Source organism: Sphingomonas degradans (assembly GCF_053502645.1).
Genome location: NZ_CP177172.1, coordinates 1,402,835 through 1,419,451, shown reverse-complemented (window position 1 = coordinate 1,419,451; position 16,617 = coordinate 1,402,835). Strand labels below are relative to the sequence as shown.

Genomic DNA, 16,617 nt, shown 5'->3' with positions numbered 1-16,617 from the left:
CGCCCGCTCAAAAGGCGGCGGCGAGCCGTTCCATCATCGTGCGGGCCGGGCTGGACGCCGATAGCGGCGTATCGAGCGAGTCGTCGATCCGGGCGATACGGCGGTGCAGATCGATGCTGGTGCGGATGATCGCTTCCGCCGGGCCGGGCATCGCGGCGAGAACCTCGTCATCGGTTCGCGGCGCGTGTCCCAGCCGGCGGGAGGGCAATCGCGCATCCCCCGACGAAATCTCGCCGGCATGGACCGCACGCTGCGTCAGCAGCCACGCGATGATGTGCATCAGCCGCGTCGTGACTTTCAGCGATTCACACGAGAAGGTGACGCGATCCAGCGCCCCGAGCGCATCCCGCTCGCCCCTGCCCGCCTCGTCGAAATAGGCGCGGGCCTCGTCGGCGAGCAGCATCGCCTCGACATAGAGCGAGTCGATCAGCCTGCGATGGATCTGGGGCGGGTCGAAGGAGCGTATCATTGCCCCAAGCGGTGCCACAGCGAACGGGGCAACAAAATGGTTAATCTACGGGGTGTTGCGTCCCGTTCCGGGAGTGATTTGTGACGTTTCGCAACGTCGTCAGGCGATGATATCCGGGATCAACTGATCCTCGAGCATCGCGATCTCGTCGCGGAGGAGCAGCTTGCGCTTCTTGAGCCGTGCGGCCTGGAGCTGATCGACCGTCGCGGTGCCCAGCAAAGCGGCAATAGCGGTATCGAGGTCGCGATGTTCGGTGCGCAGCGCCTCTAGACGCCGCTGGATCTCGCCCTCTTCCATTCTCGCTCCCGTCGCCTTCACACTGCCCGATGGTGCGGTGCCGCGCAACGGACCATCCCGTCTTTTCCGCAGCCCATCGCTACGCAATTACACGGAGGGCGACAATCGCAGGGAAAGATGTTCTATTTGGTCCCCCCGGCAGCCCCTTAAGGAGGAACGCTTCCATGTATAGCGCACATTTATCGGCACTTACGGCCAAGCACTCGAATCTCGACCAGCGAATCGCGGCCGAGTCGCAGCGGCCGTTACCCGACCAAGTGGTGCTCGCCGAATTGAAGAAGCAGAAGCTGCGCGTCAAGGAGGAGCTGACCCGCTAGTCCGCACGAAAGCGCCTTTGTCGCGGGGTGTGGCCTTCGCGCCGCACCCCGTATGGTGCCGTGAAAACCAAGCCGGGCGCGACGTCGCCGCCTGGCCGTGGCAACCGAAAAATCCCAGAACATCCGAACGATAAAATGCCGCCGCGCGACTGCGCGAGGCCGCCGCGATCAACGCAGCGGCAGGATCGGCTTCACATAGACCGGGGTGTGCGCGCCCTTGCCCACGGGCTTGCGCGCCAGCATCGGATCGATATCGCCCGCGAACGCCACGCCGACGCGGCCATCGGTAGCCCAGGCAATCCTGCCCCGGACCCAGCCCACGCCACGCACTTCGACTTCGACCGGCGTATCGCGCGCCACCGGCAGCGCATATTCCGCCATCAGCCCGCCCGGCGAGAGATTGCGGACGCGCACCTGCACCGTGTCGCCGCCGTCCACACGAAACTGCGCGGTCAACATCAGGCTGTCGCGCGAACCGCTGCGCTGTCCGCTGAAATCATCTGCAGACAGAGTCGTCATCGGATCGTTCGAATACTGGTCCATGGTTGTTGCTCGTACGCCAAATGCACTTGCGCGTCACTAGAGCAGCAATCCCTGTCGAAAGGGTTAATCGCGCGCGACAATCGGGTCCGCAATGGGCCGGTGCCGCGCGCGACCGGACGCTATTCCTCGCGCGATACCTTTTCATTCCGCTCGTGGCGCTCCTGCGCCTCGACCGTCATCGTGGCGATGGGCCGCGCTTCGAGCCGGGCGAGCGAAATGGGCTCGCCGGTGACTTCGCAATAGCCATATTCGCCTTCGTCGATCCGGCGCAACGCCGCGTCGATCTTGGAAATCAGCTTGCGCTGGCGATCGCGCGTGCGCAGCTCGATCGACCAGTCGGTTTCGCTCGAAGCGCGATCGGTAAGATCGGCCTCGCGCAGCGAATCGGACTGTAGCTGGTTCAGCGTATCTGCCGCTTCGCGATAGATCGCATCTTTCCAGGCAATAAGCTTGTTACGGAAATACTCGGCCTGCCGAGGATTCATGAACGGTTCGTCGTTGCTCGGCCGATAGCCATCGCCGTCAATTGCGGCCGGAGGAACGTCTTTACCAGATTCGTCTACACGATCCAAAACTGTTGCCATCCCACTCTCCACCCGGTCGCCCAGTGGCCAAGCCGCTGAAAGGACCGCTCTGCCCGGGGCGCTATACTTACGCGCGCGTCCATAAACAAGCGCATCAATTGCCCCCAATGCGCTTCTAATATCCCATAAAGAGGGGGAATTTAGTCGAGACCGCACCGAACCGATTGCAACACCGACCGATTGCCGGCGCAGAAACCCCCGCGGGATCGTTACGGGGCCGATATCTGTACCGTTGTCGGACATTAACCATGTCCCCGCGCGCGCCGCCCGTAGAAACCGCCCAATATCAAGGTAAATGGCCGTTAAGACGCTTGCGCTTAATAGTTTGTTTTGCACTTTCACGCATTGAGGGCGCGATAGCTGCTGACGATCCCGTGGGGGGCGCGCGCCAGCAACGGAAGAGTGGGACAACATGTCGGTTCGCATGGCATTGGCCAAACTCTGCGCCTGCACTTGCGGTGGCGCAGTAATCGGCGGCGGGGGCGTATACGTCAGCGAACGCGTGCAGCAGCCGCGCGTCGTGAAGCAGCACATCGTCGCGAAGAAGCGCGTCGTTCGCAAAACCGTGCGCACCACGCGCCCGCGCGTCGTGCGCCGGACCGTGACGACCACGACCCAGGGGCAGCCCCAGGTCGTCGTGCTGACGGCGCAGGGCGCGCCCGTGCCATTGCCGCCGCCCATGGTGGCGTCCAGCGGCGCCGGGGGTGCGGCCGCGGTGATCGGCGGATCGGGTGGCGGCGGCTTTGTCGGCGGGTTCTTTGCAGGCGGGTTCTTCGGCGGATCGAGCGGCTCGGGCAGCAGCGGCAGCTCGGGCACGAGCAGCGGCATCAACATCGAGATTTCATCCACGTCGAGCAGCAGCGGCGGATCGACCAGCACGGGCGGGTCCTCGACCTCGACGGGTGGGTCTTCGACGTCCAGCGGCGCCGTCAGCTCCACGTCCTCCACCGGGGGGTCATCTTCCTCGACATCGAGCGGCGGCTCCAGCGGCGACGTGTCTTCCTCCACCGGCGGATCGTCGTCCTCGACCTCCAGCGGCGGCAGTTCGGGCGATGTGTCGTCGTCCACGTCGAGCGGCGTTTCCTCATCGACGTCTTCCTCGACCTCGTCTTCGTCCTCGACGTCCAGCGGCGTCAGCTCGTCGACATCAACATCGAGCGGAGTCGCGTCGTCCACCTCCAGCTCGTCGAGCGGATCGAGCGGCTGGAGCAATTCCAGCGGGTGGAGCACGTCGAGCGGCTGGGGATCGAGCGGCCACGGTTCGAGCGGGCATCACGGTTCGAGCGGCGGCAGCGGCGGATCGTCGGGCGGCCCCGCCCCCGTCCCCGCCCCGCCGATGATCCTGCTGTTCGGCGGCGCCGCAGCGGCTCTGGTCGCACGCAAGCGGCTTGCGCGCAAAAAGGGCCAGGCGGAAGCAACCGCCTGACCCCAATAGCGACCGACGGGAATCGCCCGGATTACTCGGCCTTCAACAGCGCTTCCTCGATCTGGGGCAGCGTGTGGCCGGTCAGGTCCTTGCTCAGTTCGCCCGCCAGCCGATCGGTGACGGTGACGTGATAGTGTTTACGCAATTCGCCCAGCGTACGGGGCGGCGCGACCACGATCAGCGATTCGAAATCATTGGCGAGCGCGCGCTTGCGCAGGAGATCGGCGGTTTCCGCCGCGAATCGGTCTTCCTCCAGCTGGTGGAAATCGGTTTGCTCATAGGCACTGCGGCCCGGCCCCACGCTGGAGAAGCTGCGCCCCGGCGCATCGGTCGCCTGGTCGCCGGTCGCCGGATTGTCCTGCGTGCGCTTGCGCTCGACCTGGAGATTGGGAAATGCGGCGTCGCCTTCATTGCGCAGCCACAGCATTTTGCGGCCATCGGCCACGACCACCACGGCATCATGCGGAACCTGCATCGTCATTCTCCTCGTTTCTGGTTTGCCCTTCCCCAACGCAGGCACAGGCTCCAGGGTTGCGCGGCTCTCGCGCCCCGGCCATAGGCTGGCGCCATGCATGACATCCGTTCCATCCGGGAAACCCCCGAGGCTTTCGATCGCGGTCTGGCTCGCCGGGGCCTCGCGCCGCAGTCCGCCGCGCTGCTCGCGCTGGACGAGCGCCGCCGCGCGCTGATCACCGAGGCGCAGGCCGTGCAGGCGCGCCGCAACGAAGCGTCGAAGGCGATCGGCGCGGCCAAGGCGCGGCGCGACGACCCGACCGACCTGATGGCCGAGGTTGCCGCGCTCAAGGAGCGGATGCCGCAGATCGACGCCGAGGAGAAGGCCGTCGGCGCCGAGCTGGACGCGATGCTGGCGACGATCCCGAACCTGCCGCTGGCCGACGTGCCGTTCGGCAAGGACGAAGACGACAACGCGCTGGTCCACAGCCATGGCGAACCGCCGGTATTCGCCTTTGCGCCCAAGGAACATGACGCGATCGGCCCCGCGCTGGGGCTGGATTTCGAGACAGGCGCCGCGATGTCGGGCGCACGCTTCACGCTGGTGCGCGGCCAGGCGGCGCGGCTGCACCGCGCGCTGGGGCAGTTCATGCTCGACACGCTGACGCAGCAGCACGGGTTCGAGGAAGTCGCCCCGCCGCTGCTGGTGCGCGACGAGGCATTGTTCGGCACGGGCCAGCTGCCCAAGTTCGCCGAGGATCTGTTCAAGACCACCGATGGCCGCTGGCTGATCCCCACTGCCGAAGTCAGCCTGACCAACATCGTCGCGGGCAAGATCCTGAGCCAGGACGAGCTGCCGCTGCGCTTTGCGGCGCTGACGGCGTGTTTCCGGTCCGAAGCGGGCGCAGCCGGGCGCGACACGCGCGGCTTCATCCGCCAGCACCAGTTCGAGAAGGTCGAGATGGTGTCGATCGTCACGCCCGACGCCTCCGAGGCAGAGCATGAGCGGATGACGCTGTGCGCCGAGGGTATCCTCGACAAACTGGGGCTCGCCTATCGCCGGATGAAGCTGTGCACCGGCGACATGGGGTTCACCGCCGCACGCACCTATGACCTGGAGGTCTGGCTGCCCGGACAGGACCGGTATCGCGAGATTTCGAGCTGCTCGACCTGCGGCGATTTCCAGGCGCGGCGAATGAGCGCGCGCTATCGCCCCGAGGGCGAGAAGGGCACGCGGTTCCTCCACACGCTCAACGGCTCCGGCCTCGCGGTCGGGCGCACGCTGGTGGCGGTGCTGGAGAATTACCAGCAGGAGAATGGCGCGGTCGCGGTGCCGGACGTGCTCCAGCCCTATCTGGACGGACAGACACTGCTCGAGCCCGCACGCTGATGCGCATCCTCCTCACCAACGACGACGGCTATCACGCCAGGGGGTTGGCGGTGCTGGAGCGGATCGCGCGGACGATCTCGGACGACATCACCGTCGTGGCACCGGCGGAGGAGCAATCGGGCAAGGGGCGTTCGCTGACGCTGACCGAGCCGTTTCGCGTGCGCCGTCACGGCGAAAATCGCTATGCGGTGCGCGGGACGCCCACCGATTGCGTGATGTTCGCGCTGGCCGAAGTGATGAAGGACGCCAAGCCCGACCTGATCCTGTCGGGCGTCAATCGCGGCGGCAACCTGGCCGAGGATGTGAGCTATTCGGGCACCGTCTCGGCGGCGATGGAAGGCGCGCTGGCGGGAATCCGCTCGGTCGCGCTCAGCCAGCGCTATGAAGCGAGCGGCATGGGCGACAAGGTGCCGTTCGACACTGCCGAAGCGTGGGGCGAGCGGGTGCTGCGCCCGCTGCTCGACATGGATTGGGCGCCCCGCACGCTGGTGAACATCAACTTCCCGCCCGTGGCCGCAGACGCGGTGCAGGGCATTCGCGTGGTGCGCCAGGGGCTGCGCGATTATGGCCGCGTGGGGCTGGATCAGCGCACTGATCCCAGGGGATTTACCTACTACTGGCTCGCAATGGGACGATTGCCCATGGTAGCTTTGCCGGATACTGACCTGGAATCTATAGAAAAAGGGTTCGTAACGGTCACGCCGCTGCACCTCGACCTGACCCATCTCGACTCTCTCGAAAGGCTCAAATCCGTTTATAGTTAAGCGGATGAGTATAATCGGGGTGGGCTGCCGCAGGGTTGCGGCGGCGATGTTGCTTGGCGCCTTGCTGCCAGGCTGCATTCCAAATTCAGTGCATCGCGGCACGTCGGAATATGATCCGCCGGCGATGGGAACGCGCGACCAGCCGCCCGTGCCGGCCCACGCGTCATATGAGCGACCGCCGCAGGACCAGGGATTCGAGCGGCGTTCGCTCGACCAGGACGTCCGCGCCCTGCCCGCGCCGCGCCCGGCATGGGAGATGCGCGACGTCACCGCCGATGCGCGCCAGGTGCCCGCCGGCAGCTACACCGTCCAGCCCGGCGACTCGCTGCGGTCGATAACGGTGAAGACCGGCGCGGGTTCCGAAGCGATTGCGCGCGCGAACAATCTTCCCAAGCCCTTCACGATCCGTCCGGGCCAGAAGCTGGTGATCCCCGCCGGGCGCTATCACCTGGTCCGCACCGGCGAGACCGGCATAGCGATCGCGCGCGCCTATGGCGTGTCGTGGTCGCGCGTGGTGGCGACCAACGCGCTGGAGGAGCCGTATGTCCTGCGCACCGGGCAACGGCTGCTGATCCCCGATACGGGACCGGAGACGCGCGAACAGCGGGCGGCGCGCTTTCACATCGACATCGACGACATCCTGACCGGCGGCGAGCCCGCGCTGGCAACGACCGCGGCGCCGGCACGCCCCACCGCGTCGTCGGCGCGCGTGCTGCCCGCCACCGCCGCCGTTTCGGCGCCCGTGCGGCTGACCGGGCAGTTCGCGTGGCCGGTGCGCGGCGCGATCGTCAAGCGCTTCGGCCCCGGCGCGAGCGGCGAACGCAATGACGGGGTCAAGATCGGCGTTCCGCTCGACACGCCGATCCTCGCCTCGGCCGATGGCGTCGTCGCCTATGTCGGCAGCGATGTGCCCGCGCTGGGCGGGCTGGTGATCCTGAAGCACGGCAATGGCTGGACCACGGTGTACGGCCATGCAAGCCAGCTGCTTGTCCAACGCGGCCAAGCGGTTAAGAAGGGCCAGATGATCGCGCTTTCGGGCAATTCCGGTTTTGCAGACCGCCCCGAGCTCCATTTCGAGCTGCGCCAGGGCCGTACCCCCGTCGATCCGGTACCGCGCCTGCCCGCGCGCTGATGGCGGCCCCCGCGCCGGCGACGCTCAAGCGCAAGTCCCGCATCCCGGTGTGGGCGGCGATCGGATGGCGAGTCGCCGCAGTGCTGGGGCTGCTCGCGCTGGCGATCGGCGTCCACTGGCTGGAGCGCGAGGGATTGAAGGACACGGCGGACGGCCATGTCAGCTTCCTCGACATCCTGTATTTCACATCGATCTCGATCACCACGACCGGCTATGGCGACATCGTGCCGGTGAGCACCAGCGCGCGGATGTTCGACGCGTTGGTGGTGACGCCGATCCGCATTTTCGTGGTGCTGATCTTCCTGGGCACTGCGTATAATTTCGTGCTCAAACGCAGCTGGGACAAATGGCGCATGGTAGGAATTCAGCGCAACCTGCACGGGCACATCCTGATCGCCGGATATGGCAAGACCGGATCGGAGGCCGTGGCGGAACTGCTCGCGCGCGGGACCGATCCCGCGACCTTCGTGGTCGTCGATACCGATCCCACCGCGATCGAGCGCGCCCATGCCTGTGGCTGCACCGTGCTGCTCGGCGATGCGACGCGCGACGCGGTGCTGCAGGACGTGCGGATCGATCGCGCGTCGGCGCTGATCGTGGCGGGCGGGCGCGACGACACGTCGATCCTCATAACCCTCACCGCCCGGCACCTGGCGCCCGAGCTGCCGATCAGCGTCATCGTCCGCGCCGAAGACAATGAACTGCCCGCCCGCGCGGCGGGGGCGACCACCGTAATCAACCCGGTCAGCTTTGCCGGGCTGCTGCTCGCGAGCTCGTGCACCGGCCCGCACCTGACCGAGTATCTGATGGACCTCGCCTCGATCCACGGGCGAGTCGCGCTGGCCGAACGCGCCGTCGCCCCGGATGAAGTGGGCCTTCCGCTGCGCGCCATCGCGACCGGACTGGGCGTGCGGCTGTATCGGGACGGCAGGCCCTACAGCTTTGCCGAGCCCGAGGCGCAGGCGCTGATGGCCGGGGACCAGATCGTCGAGATCGTCGGCCATGCTTGACGGGGCGATGCACCGGCGCTTTGTGGCGCGATGAGCAGCGCCCTTCTCGCCCGCATCCTGCCCGTGCTGATGCTGGTCGTGTCCAACATCTTCATGACCTTCGCCTGGTACGGGCACCTCAAGTTCAAGCAGACCCCGCTGCTGATCGTCATTCTCGCGAGCTGGGGCATCGCGCTGTTCGAATATTGCCTGGCCGTGCCCGCGAACCGCCTGGGCAGCACCGTCTATTCGGCGGCGCAGCTGAAGGGGATGCAGGAAGTCATCACGCTGAGCGTGTTCGCGATCTTTTCGGTGCTGTATCTGGGCCAGAAGCTGACGGTGAACCACGCCATCGGCTTTGCGCTGATCGCGGCGGGGGCATGGTTTCTGTTCCGCACGCCAGCGGCGGCGTGAAAGTCTTGCCGCCCCCGAAACAGCCCTGACTGGCAATTTCTCCAGAAATCCTTATGTGCGGCGCCAATCATGGCAACCAAACTTCCCGAGGCGCCCCGTGTGGGCATGGTTTCGCTCGGCTGTCCCAAGAACCTGGTGGACAGCGAGCGCATCCTGACCAAGCTGCGCAGCGACGGCTATGCGATGTCGCCCGACTATGCCGGCGCCGACGTCGTGCTGGTCAACACCTGTGGCTTTCTCGACAGCGCCAAGGAAGAATCGCTGGAAGCGATCGGCGAGGCGATTGCCGAGAACGGGCGCGTGATCGTGACCGGGTGCATGGGCAAGGAAGCCGATGTGATCCGCGCGCGTTTCCCCAACGTGCTGGCCGTCACCGGCGCGCATCAATATGAGGAAGTCGTCGGCGCAGTGCACGAAGCCGCGCCGATGCCGCCCAGCGCGTTCCTCAACCTGGTGCCCGACAGCGGGCTGAAGCTGACGCCGCGGCACTACAGCTATCTCAAGATTTCCGAGGGCTGCAACCACCGTTGCTCCTTCTGCATCATCCCGTCGATCCGGGGCGACCTCGTGTCGCGCCGCCCCGACGCGATCCTGCGCGAGGCGGAAAAGCTGGTCGAGGCGGGGACCAAGGAACTGCTGGTCATCAGCCAGGATACCTCCGCATACGGAATCGACATCCGCAAGGAACCGCGGATGTGGAAGGGGCAGGAAGTCGTTCCCCACATGACCGACCTCGCCCGCGAACTGGGCAGGATCGCGCCGTGGGTGCGGCTCCACTATGTCTATCCCTATCCGCATGTGGATCAGGTGATCCCGCTGATGGCCGAGGGGCTGGTGCTGCCGTATCTGGACATTCCGTTCCAGCACGCCTCCCCCCGCGTGCTGCGCACGATGAAGCGCCCCGCCAACGACGCCAAGGTGCTCGAGCGGCTGGCGGCGTGGCGCGCGATCTGCCCCGACATCACGATCCGCAGCTCGTTCGTCGTCGGCTTCCCCGGCGAGACCGAAGAGGATTTCCAGTATCTGCTCGACTGGCTGGACGAGGCGCAGCTCGACCGCGTCGGCGCCTTCCGGTTCGAGCCGGTCGAGGGCGCTGCCGCCAACGACCTGCCGGGCGCGGTGCCCGAAGCGGTCAAGGAAGAGCGCTATGCCCGCATCATGGAGCGCACCGCCGCGATCTCCGCCGCCAAGCTCCAGGCGAAGATCGGTCGCACGCTCGAAGTCCTGATCGACGAAGTCGGTGAGGACGGCGCGACCGGCCGCAGCCAGGCGGATGCACCCGAAATCGACGGCCAGGTGTTCCTGCGGGACGCCGGCCATCTCCGCCAGGGCGACATCGTCCCGGTGGAAATCGAAGACGCCGACGAGCATGATCTGTATGGCGTTCCCCTGTCCCCCCAAATGTGAGTTTGCATGAGCTATAAAATCCCGACATTCCAGGACCGCGCCGCACTGTCTGCCGAGGCCAAGAAAAAGGCCCTCGAAAAGCTGCGCGCGAAGGCGCCGATGGACCCGGCAGTAGTCGCCGAGCGCCGCGCCGCGCAGGAAGCCCGCGACGCCGAGATCGCCGCGAAGAGCGCTGCCAAGAAGGCCGCGATCGAAGAGGCCAAGGCCGCGAAGAAGGCCGCAGCCGAGGAAAAGGCCGCCAAGGAAGCCGCGCGCGCCGCCGCCCGCATCCCGCCGACCGCCGCCGAGCTGAAGGCGATCCGCGACGCCCGCTACGCCGCCCGCAAGGCGCGCGCGCAGGGCTGATCCCACGCGGACCCGTCCCGTGCCCCCTGCACATGCGGGGGCGCGGGGCCAAACGGTCCGTTGGCACGGGTATAACCAGCGTCTAAGTCCGGGGTGACGCAACCGGGAGCACCTCCTAAGCTCCCGACAATCCCGGAGACGCCATGTTCCGCCCTGCCCCGCTCGCGGCAATCGCCGCCCTTCTGCTCGCCACTCCCGCCGCCGCGCAACAGCTGACGGCGGAACAGACCGCCAAGGTCGATGCGATCGTCGCCGATGCACTGAAGGGCACCGGCGTGCCCAGCGCGTCGATCGCGATCGTGCGCGACGGCAAGATCGTCTATACCAAGGCCTATGGCGACCAGGGCCCCGGCATCGCCAAGGGGCCGAGCGTCGACGCGAAATATCCGATCGCGTCGATTTCCAAGCAGTTCACGGCCGCCGCGCTGCTGCTGCTCGAAAATGAGGGCAAGCTCAGCCTAGACGACAAGGTCGCGAAGTTCCTGCCCGATGTGTCGGGCGCCGACAGGATCACGATCCGCCAGCTGCTGAGCCACACCGCCGGCCTCCAGGATTACTGGCCGCAGGACTATAGCTTTGCCGCGATGGAAAAGCCGGTGACGCCGCAGGAGATCGTCGATCGCTGGGGCAAGAAGCCGCTCGATTTCGTGCCGGGCACCGCCTGGCAGTACAGCAATACCGGCTATGTCGTCGCGGGGATGATCGCGGAAAAGGCGTCGGGCATGTCGCTGCTCGGCTATCTGGACGCGCGCGTGTTCAAGCCGCTGGGGATGAAGCCGGTCGACCAGGATCTGGCGATCGGCAAGGGCTATCCGCTGCCGACGCATCGCTTCGCGCTGGGCCCGGTGCGCCCGGCCAAGCCCGCCGCGCATGGCTGGCTGTGGGCGGCGGGCGAGCTGGCGATGACCGCGAGCGACCTGGCGAAATGGGACATCGCCCGCATCGACCGCGCGATCCTGCCGCCCGAGGACTGGAAGACGCAGGAGACCGAAGTCCACCTGATCGACGGCGGCGCCACGCATTACGGGCTGGGCGTGTCGCTCGGGATGCATGGCGACACGCCCGAAGTGTCGCATGGCGGCGAGGCCGTGGGCTTCCTGTCCTCGAACGTCGTGCTGCCGGAAAAGCGCTTTGCCGTGGTCGCGCTGGTCAATGCCGATTTCGGCGGCGCACAGGACGCGATCACCGAGGAAGTGACCGCGCTGTTCCACCCGGTGCGCAATGTCGCACCCGCGCCGTCGATCGACCAGATCCGCAACGCAGTGGCGCGCAAGGTCTATGACCAGCTGCGCAGCGGCACGCTGGACCGCAGCCTGCTGACCGAGGACGCGAACTACTATTTCGATGCGACGGCGACCGGCGATTATCGCACCAGCCTGTCCGCGCTGGGCGAGCCGATGGCATTCACGCCTCTGGGCAAGGCGCGGCTGCGCGGCGGGTTCGTCAACCGCAACTACGCCATCCAGTACAAGGGCACGCGGCTGATCGCGATCACCTATGCCGAGCCGGGTGCCGACGGGAAGTTCGAACAGTTCATCGTGATGCCGGGAGAATAAGCATGCGGATCGCTCGCCTTGCCGCCGGAGCCCTGTGGCTCGCGCTCAGCGGGGCGAGCGATCCCGACCGGCCCACGATCACCCCGGTCAACCCACTGACCGTGCAGGACGACGATTTCGCCCGGCATCGTGATCCGGCGGAATGGAAGGGCCTGAAGGTCAGCCGCATCGCCTTTCGCGAGGAGCGGGGCGACTGGCGGATGTGGCGCATCGTCAACACCGCCCGCCCGCGCGGGCCGCTATGGTTCGTTCCGCACGATAACGAGAATGCCGGGTTCGAGGCGGCGCTGGTTTCCGTCCGCAACTATGGCGGCACGATCATAGCGGTCGATTCGGGCATATCGCCCGGCGACGACGGCGTGCGGCTGAACAACGCGGTCGCCTATGGCAAGCCGATCGACCCCAATCGCAATTTCGACAGCGCGCTGCCCGGCTATGCCCGCAACGTGCTGGCCAGCCTGAAGGGCGAGGGTCCGATCATCGCGCTGCACACCAACGCGCCGGGCTTTGACCCCACCGACTCCAAATGCCATCGCGACGATCCCAAAAGCACGGGGGTGATCTCGATCCGCTTCTGCGACGACACGCTGATCCCCAGCGCGTCGCAAGGCCGCGCCTGGCCGTTCGACGACGACGACAGCGTGGCATTCGCGACATTCCTCGCCAAGGGCACGCCCAGCGACGCCTTCTGCCGCGACCAGATGGTCGCCGCCGACTTCAACGTGGTGCAGGAGCGCGTGCTGACCAGCGACGGTTCGCTGTCCAACTATGCGGTGCTGCACGGGCTGAAATATCTGAACTTCGAGACTCAGGAACGCGGGCTCGACCCGGCGGCGCTCGCGGGCGCGCGCGACCGGCTGGTATTCATGATCGACCGCGCGCTGGCGATGTGTGCGCCGTGGGTGAAGGCTGCGCGCTAGGCATCGCCCAAAACCGGCACGGCTTTTCGCGCATTGTGGGGGCATGCGGACTAGCGGTGGCCCGCGCGGCGCCCTAGATCGGTGGCATGCCTGATCTCACCACGCTGTTGCAGCTCGATCGCGGTCAAACCGCGCGTACCATCCACCTGATCGACGCCAAGGGGTTCGACGCCTGGCTGAACGCACAGCCGCCGCGCCACCGCGCCGCCGCCGCCGCGCAGAAGCTGGCGCCGACCGGCTATGCCAGCGCGATCCTGCCCGGCGAAGGGCCGGAGGACTGGTCGGTCGTCAGCGTCGTCGCCAATGTCGAGCGGATGAGCCCGTGGTGCCTGGCCAAGCTGGCCGAGACGCTGCCCGAGGGGACCTATCGCGTCGAAGAGCGCGAGCCCGGCAAGGCGCTGTATGGATGGGTCGCCGCGCAGTACAAGTTCGACCGCTACAAGAAAAAGGACGACAAGGCGCAGGGCCCGCGTGTGCTGCTGAGCACCGATCCGGTCAAGGTCGAAGAGGCGCTGCGCATGGCCGGCGTCACCTTCAAGCTGCGCGACCGGATCAACACCGGCGCCAACGATATGGGCCCGGCGGACCTTGAAGCCGCCGCCACCGATCTCGCCAAGGCCTATGGCGCGACGCTGAACGTCGTGAAGGGCGATGCGATCGAACAGGGCTATGGCCTGCTCTGGGCCGTCGGCAAGGCCGCCGGCAAGGGCCGCGAGCCGCGCCTCATCGAAATCGAATGGGGCAACCCCGAGCATCCGCGCATCGCGATCATCGGCAAGGGCGTGTGCTTCGATACCGGCGGGCTCGACATCAAGCCGGCAGCGGGCATGCGGCTGATGAAGAAGGACATGGGCGGCGCGGCGCACGCGCTGGCACTGGCCGAACTGGTGATGCAGAACCGCCTGCCCGTGCGGCTGCACATGCTGGTCCCGGCGGTCGAGAATTCGATCAACGGCGAAGCGACGCGCCCCGGCGACGTGATGATTTCGCGCAAGGGGATCACGGTCGAGAACAGCAACACCGATGCCGAAGGGCGGCTGATCCTGGCCGATGCGCTGACCAAGGCGGCGGAGGGCAATCCCGAGCTGGTGTTCGACTTCGCGACGCTGACCGGCGCGGCACGCGTCGCGCTGGGCGCCGATCTCCAGGCGCTGTTCGCCAATGACGACACGCTTGCATCGGACCTGATGGCGGCGGCGGAGACCGAATCGGACCCGATGTGGCGTCTGCCGCTGTACGATCCGTACAAGGACATGCTGAAGTCCGACGTGGCCGATCTGGTCAATGCGGCAGAGGCACCGTTCGGCGGCGCGCTGACCGCTGCGCTGTTCCTCAAGGAATTCGTGCCCGAAAAGGCGCAGTGGGCACATCTCGACATCTTCTGCTGGAACGGCAGCGCCAAGCCGGGCCGCCCCAAGGGCGCCGAGGCGGTCAGCCTGCGCGCGACGTGGAAGGTGCTGAAGGACCGCTACGCTGGCTGATCCGCTCGCCCCTGCCCTGGCCTCCAGGCAGGGGCGGCATCCCCGGCTGACGCTGGTCGCGTGTATCCTCGCGTCCAGCCTGGCGTTCATCGACGGATCGGTCACCAACGTCGCGCTGCCCGCGATCGGCGCGGACCTGCACGCGACGCCCGCCGAGCTGCAATGGACGATCAACGCCTATCTGCTGCCGCTTTCGGCGCTGTTGCTGATCGGCGGCGCGGCGGGGGATCATTTCGGGCGGCGGCGGCTGTTGATCGGCGGGATCGCGCTGTTTGCGCTCGCATCCGTCGCCTGTGCGCTGGCATCGGACCTGACGCTGCTGCTCGCGGCACGCGCAGTGCAGGGCGTGGGCGCGGCGATCCTGCTGCCCAACAGCCTGGCGACGCTGGGCAATGCGTTCAACGGCGAAGCGCGCGGCAAGGCGATCGGCACCTGGGCCGCAGCGGGCGCCATTGCCGGGGCGGTCGGGCCGCCGCTGGGCGGGTGGCTGGTCGATGCGGTCGGGTGGCGGGCGATCTTCTTCGTCAACGTGCCGCTCGCGGCCGCCGCGATTTTTATCGCCTGGCGCTATGTCGACGAGAGCATCGAGGGGACGTTGCCGCTCGACTGGCCGGGTGCGGCGGCCGCGACGCTGGCGCTGGCGGCGGTCACTTGGGGGCTTACTCTCTGGTCCAGCCATGGCGCGCTGGATAGCGTGGCCGCCATCGCGCTGGTCGCCGGCATCGCGCTGACCGCGCTGTTCCTGTGGATCGAGCGGCAGCGCGGCGAGCGGGCGATGATGCCCTTTGCCTTGTTCGGGTCGCGTGCCTTTGCGGGGCTCACCCTGCTCACTTTCCTGCTCTATGGCGCGCTGGGCGGGGTGTTGCTGTTGCTGCCCTATGTGCTGATCCAGGCGGGCGGATATTCGGCGCTGGCGGCGGGGCTGGCGTTACTGCCCCTGCCGCTGGGGATCGGCATTGCATCGCGGCTGGCGGGCAAGGCCACCGCGAAGCTGGGACCGCGCATCCCGCTGTCGGTTGGGCCGGTGATCGTCGGGGCCGGATTCGCGTTGCTGCTGCTGGTCGCGCCTGGCGCTCCCTACTGGACCAGCGTGTTTCCCGGCGTGGCGCTGATCGCGCTGGGCATGGCGTGCGTCGCCGCGCCGCTGACCACCGCCGTGCTGGCGACGGTGGACGATCGCCACACCGGCACCGCATCGGGATTCAACAGCGCCGTGGCGCGCACCGGCGGGCTGATCGCGACTGCCATCGCCGGTGCCGTGATCGCCGCCGCAGGCGCCGCGCTGATCGCCGCCTTCCACGCCGCCGCACTGGTCGGCGCGGCGATGGCGTTGCTGTCGGGCCTGGTCGCCTGGGCGACGCTCAGCGGGAAAGCGCTGCCGCCGCCGCGATGATCGGCACGAACTTGGCGGCGGTCAGGCTGGCGCCGCCGACCAGTGCGCCGTCGACATTGTCGACCGCGAGGATGGTGGCGGCGTTCGCGCCGGTCACCGATCCGCCGTACAGGATGCGGATGCCATCCGCCGCGTCACCCACCATCATCCGCAGCTTGGCGCGGGCGATGGCGTGGATCGCGGCGATATCGTCCAGCGTCGGGGTGCGCCCGGTGCCGATCGCCCAGCGCGGTTCATAGGCAAGCGTCAGCCAGTCGCCCGATGCCGCCTCGGGCAGCGATTTCTCGATCTGGGACTGGACGATCCGCTCGGCCCGGCCCGCGTCGCGCTCCGCCTCGGTCTCGCCGCAGCACAGAATCACCTTCAGCCCGCTGCGGTGCGCGGCCATTGCCTTTGCCCAGGCGTCGTGGCTGGTTTCGTGCTGGTCCGCCCTGCGCTCCGAATGGCCGACGATGGTCAGCACCGCCCCCGCCTCGCGCAGCATCGCGCCGGAAATGCAGCCGGTGTGCGCGCCCTGATCGCCCTCGTGCACGTCCTGCGCGCCGATCGGCAGCGCGCCCGCGACCGCCGCCGCCGGCGCGATCAGCGTGGCGGGCAGGCACAGCGCGGTATCTACCGCCGGATTCGCCGCCGCTGCCGCCGCGATCGCCTCCACTTCGCCCAGGTCGGCCCGCAGGCCGTGCATCTTCCAGTTACCAGCCACCAGTTTGCGGCGCATAGGCTTGCTCTCCCTCTGT

18 protein-coding genes are annotated in these 16,617 nt (G+C 67.3%); 12 read left to right on the top strand and 6 right to left on the bottom strand.

Translation table 11 applies throughout. The features are described from left to right. Window positions 1–7: 7 nt before the first annotated feature. Together ACG3SL_RS06260 and ACG3SL_RS06255 are read right to left on the bottom strand one after the other, a co-directional pair. The gene (locus tag ACG3SL_RS06260) at window positions 8–469 is read right to left on the bottom strand and encodes a DUF1465 family protein (RefSeq protein ID WP_448664278.1); all 462 of its coding nucleotides are present in this window, start codon (window positions 467–469) and stop codon (window positions 8–10) included. Between the two features lie 99 nt (window positions 470–568). Next, window positions 569–766, bottom strand: coding sequence for a YdcH family protein (locus tag ACG3SL_RS06255; RefSeq protein WP_448664277.1), 198 nt, complete (start codon window positions 764–766; stop codon window positions 569–571). 164 nt (window positions 767–930) lie between these two features. Between ACG3SL_RS06255 and ACG3SL_RS06250 the strand changes: the two genes are divergently transcribed. Next, the gene (locus tag ACG3SL_RS06250) at window positions 931–1,083 is read left to right on the top strand and encodes a YdcH family protein (RefSeq protein WP_448664276.1); all 153 of its coding nucleotides are present in this window, start codon (window positions 931–933) and stop codon (window positions 1,081–1,083) included. Between the two features lie 168 nt (window positions 1,084–1,251). Here the strand turns inward: ACG3SL_RS06250 and ACG3SL_RS06245 are convergent, their stop codons facing one another. The 3 genes from ACG3SL_RS06245 to ACG3SL_RS06235 all read right to left on the bottom strand — a co-directional run bounded on the left by ACG3SL_RS06245 (window position 1,252) and on the right by ACG3SL_RS06235 (window position 4,111). Further along, entirely contained in the window at window positions 1,252–1,626 is a 375-nt protein-coding gene (locus ACG3SL_RS06245; protein ID WP_448664275.1) for a PilZ domain-containing protein, read from the bottom strand. Window positions 1,627–1,745: 119 nt separating this feature from the next. Further along, entirely contained in the window at window positions 1,746–2,210 is a 465-nt protein-coding gene (gene dksA / locus ACG3SL_RS06240) for an RNA polymerase-binding protein DksA (RefSeq protein ID WP_448665081.1), read from the bottom strand. Window positions 2,211–3,667: 1,457 nt separating this feature from the next. After that, complete coding sequence (locus ACG3SL_RS06235) at window positions 3,668–4,111, bottom strand: host attachment family protein (RefSeq protein ID WP_448664274.1); 444 nt, start codon at window positions 4,109–4,111, stop codon at window positions 3,668–3,670. Window positions 4,112–4,204: 93 nt separating this feature from the next. Between ACG3SL_RS06235 and serS the strand changes: the two genes are divergently transcribed. From serS to ACG3SL_RS06180, 11 genes are all read left to right on the top strand, one after another. Further along, window positions 4,205–5,479 (top strand): serine--tRNA ligase, encoded by a 1,275-nt coding sequence (gene serS, locus ACG3SL_RS06230; RefSeq protein WP_448664273.1) that lies wholly within the window; start codon window positions 4,205–4,207, stop codon window positions 5,477–5,479. Continuing rightward, a complete protein-coding gene (surE, locus tag ACG3SL_RS06225) occupies window positions 5,479–6,243 on the top strand; it encodes a 5'/3'-nucleotidase SurE (RefSeq protein WP_448664272.1) in 765 nt (254 codons plus the stop codon). Before serS ends, surE begins: the two co-directional genes overlap by 1 nt. A gap of 124 nt (window positions 6,244–6,367) precedes the next feature. Continuing rightward, entirely contained in the window at window positions 6,368–7,375 is a 1,008-nt protein-coding gene (locus ACG3SL_RS06220) for a peptidoglycan DD-metalloendopeptidase family protein (RefSeq protein ID WP_448664271.1), read from the top strand. Then, window positions 7,375–8,385: a potassium channel family protein gene (locus ACG3SL_RS06215; protein ID WP_448664270.1), complete on the top strand. Its 1,011-nt coding sequence runs from the start codon at window positions 7,375–7,377 to the stop codon at window positions 8,383–8,385. The genes ACG3SL_RS06220 and ACG3SL_RS06215 overlap by 1 nt, the downstream gene beginning before the upstream one ends. Before the next feature lie 30 nt (window positions 8,386–8,415). Beyond that, window positions 8,416–8,778 carry a DMT family protein gene (locus tag ACG3SL_RS06210; RefSeq protein WP_448664269.1) on the top strand — a complete coding sequence of 121 codons (363 nt, stop codon included), beginning with the start codon at window positions 8,416–8,418 and terminating at the stop codon, window positions 8,776–8,778. A gap of 69 nt (window positions 8,779–8,847) precedes the next feature. Then, window positions 8,848–10,185 (top strand): 30S ribosomal protein S12 methylthiotransferase RimO, encoded by a 1,338-nt coding sequence (gene rimO, locus ACG3SL_RS06205; protein WP_448664268.1) that lies wholly within the window; start codon window positions 8,848–8,850, stop codon window positions 10,183–10,185. Window positions 10,186–10,191: 6 nt separating this feature from the next. Further along, window positions 10,192–10,530, top strand: a complete 339-nt coding sequence (locus tag ACG3SL_RS06200; RefSeq protein ID WP_448664267.1) for a DUF6481 family protein — start codon at window positions 10,192–10,194, stop codon at window positions 10,528–10,530. A gap of 143 nt (window positions 10,531–10,673) precedes the next feature. Beyond that, a complete protein-coding gene (locus tag ACG3SL_RS06195; RefSeq protein ID WP_448664266.1) occupies window positions 10,674–12,086 on the top strand; it encodes a serine hydrolase domain-containing protein in 1,413 nt (470 codons plus the stop codon). Window positions 12,087–12,088: 2 nt separating this feature from the next. Next, complete coding sequence (locus tag ACG3SL_RS06190; RefSeq protein ID WP_448664265.1) at window positions 12,089–13,006, top strand: hypothetical protein; 918 nt, start codon at window positions 12,089–12,091, stop codon at window positions 13,004–13,006. A gap of 86 nt (window positions 13,007–13,092) precedes the next feature. Continuing rightward, complete coding sequence (locus tag ACG3SL_RS06185) at window positions 13,093–14,487, top strand: leucyl aminopeptidase family protein (RefSeq protein ID WP_448664264.1); 1,395 nt, start codon at window positions 13,093–13,095, stop codon at window positions 14,485–14,487. Then, on the top strand, window positions 14,480–15,880 hold the full coding sequence (locus ACG3SL_RS06180; RefSeq protein WP_448665080.1) for an MFS transporter: 1,401 nt from the start codon (window positions 14,480–14,482) through the stop codon (window positions 15,878–15,880). Before ACG3SL_RS06185 ends, ACG3SL_RS06180 begins: the two co-directional genes overlap by 8 nt. Here the strand turns inward: ACG3SL_RS06180 and tpiA are convergent. After that, window positions 15,849–16,598, bottom strand: coding sequence for a triose-phosphate isomerase (gene tpiA, locus ACG3SL_RS06175; protein ID WP_448664263.1), 750 nt, complete (start codon window positions 16,596–16,598; stop codon window positions 15,849–15,851). The genes ACG3SL_RS06180 and tpiA overlap by 32 nt on opposite strands. Between the last annotated feature and the right edge of the window lie 19 nt (window positions 16,599–16,617).

Excerpts from the sequence above, each read along its gene's own strand:
- ACG3SL_RS06260 (WP_448664278.1), bottom strand. The coding sequence starts at position 469 with ATGATACGCTCCTTCGACCCGCCCCAGATCCATCGCAGGCTGATCGAC.
- ACG3SL_RS06255 (WP_448664277.1), bottom strand. The coding sequence starts at position 766 with ATGGAAGAGGGCGAGATCCAGCGGCGTCTAGAGGCGCTGCGCACCGAA.
- ACG3SL_RS06250 (WP_448664276.1), top strand. The coding sequence starts at position 931 with ATGTATAGCGCACATTTATCGGCACTTACGGCCAAGCACTCGAATCTC.
- ACG3SL_RS06245 (WP_448664275.1), bottom strand. The coding sequence starts at position 1,626 with ATGGACCAGTATTCGAACGATCCGATGACGACTCTGTCTGCAGATGAT.
- dksA (WP_448665081.1), bottom strand. The coding sequence starts at position 2,210 with ATGGCAACAGTTTTGGATCGTGTAGACGAATCTGGTAAAGACGTTCCT.
- ACG3SL_RS06235 (WP_448664274.1), bottom strand. The coding sequence starts at position 4,111 with ATGCAGGTTCCGCATGATGCCGTGGTGGTCGTGGCCGATGGCCGCAAA.
- serS (WP_448664273.1), top strand. The coding sequence starts at position 4,205 with ATGCATGACATCCGTTCCATCCGGGAAACCCCCGAGGCTTTCGATCGC.
- surE (WP_448664272.1), top strand. The coding sequence starts at position 5,479 with ATGCGCATCCTCCTCACCAACGACGACGGCTATCACGCCAGGGGGTTG.
- ACG3SL_RS06220 (WP_448664271.1), top strand. The coding sequence starts at position 6,368 with ATGGGAACGCGCGACCAGCCGCCCGTGCCGGCCCACGCGTCATATGAG.
- ACG3SL_RS06215 (WP_448664270.1), top strand. The coding sequence starts at position 7,375 with ATGGCGGCCCCCGCGCCGGCGACGCTCAAGCGCAAGTCCCGCATCCCG.
- ACG3SL_RS06210 (WP_448664269.1), top strand. The coding sequence starts at position 8,416 with ATGAGCAGCGCCCTTCTCGCCCGCATCCTGCCCGTGCTGATGCTGGTC.
- rimO (WP_448664268.1), top strand. The coding sequence starts at position 8,848 with ATGGCAACCAAACTTCCCGAGGCGCCCCGTGTGGGCATGGTTTCGCTC.
- ACG3SL_RS06200 (WP_448664267.1), top strand. The coding sequence starts at position 10,192 with ATGAGCTATAAAATCCCGACATTCCAGGACCGCGCCGCACTGTCTGCC.
- ACG3SL_RS06195 (WP_448664266.1), top strand. The coding sequence starts at position 10,674 with ATGTTCCGCCCTGCCCCGCTCGCGGCAATCGCCGCCCTTCTGCTCGCC.
- ACG3SL_RS06190 (WP_448664265.1), top strand. The coding sequence starts at position 12,089 with ATGCGGATCGCTCGCCTTGCCGCCGGAGCCCTGTGGCTCGCGCTCAGC.
- ACG3SL_RS06185 (WP_448664264.1), top strand. The coding sequence starts at position 13,093 with ATGCCTGATCTCACCACGCTGTTGCAGCTCGATCGCGGTCAAACCGCG.
- tpiA (WP_448664263.1), bottom strand. The coding sequence starts at position 16,598 with ATGCGCCGCAAACTGGTGGCTGGTAACTGGAAGATGCACGGCCTGCGG.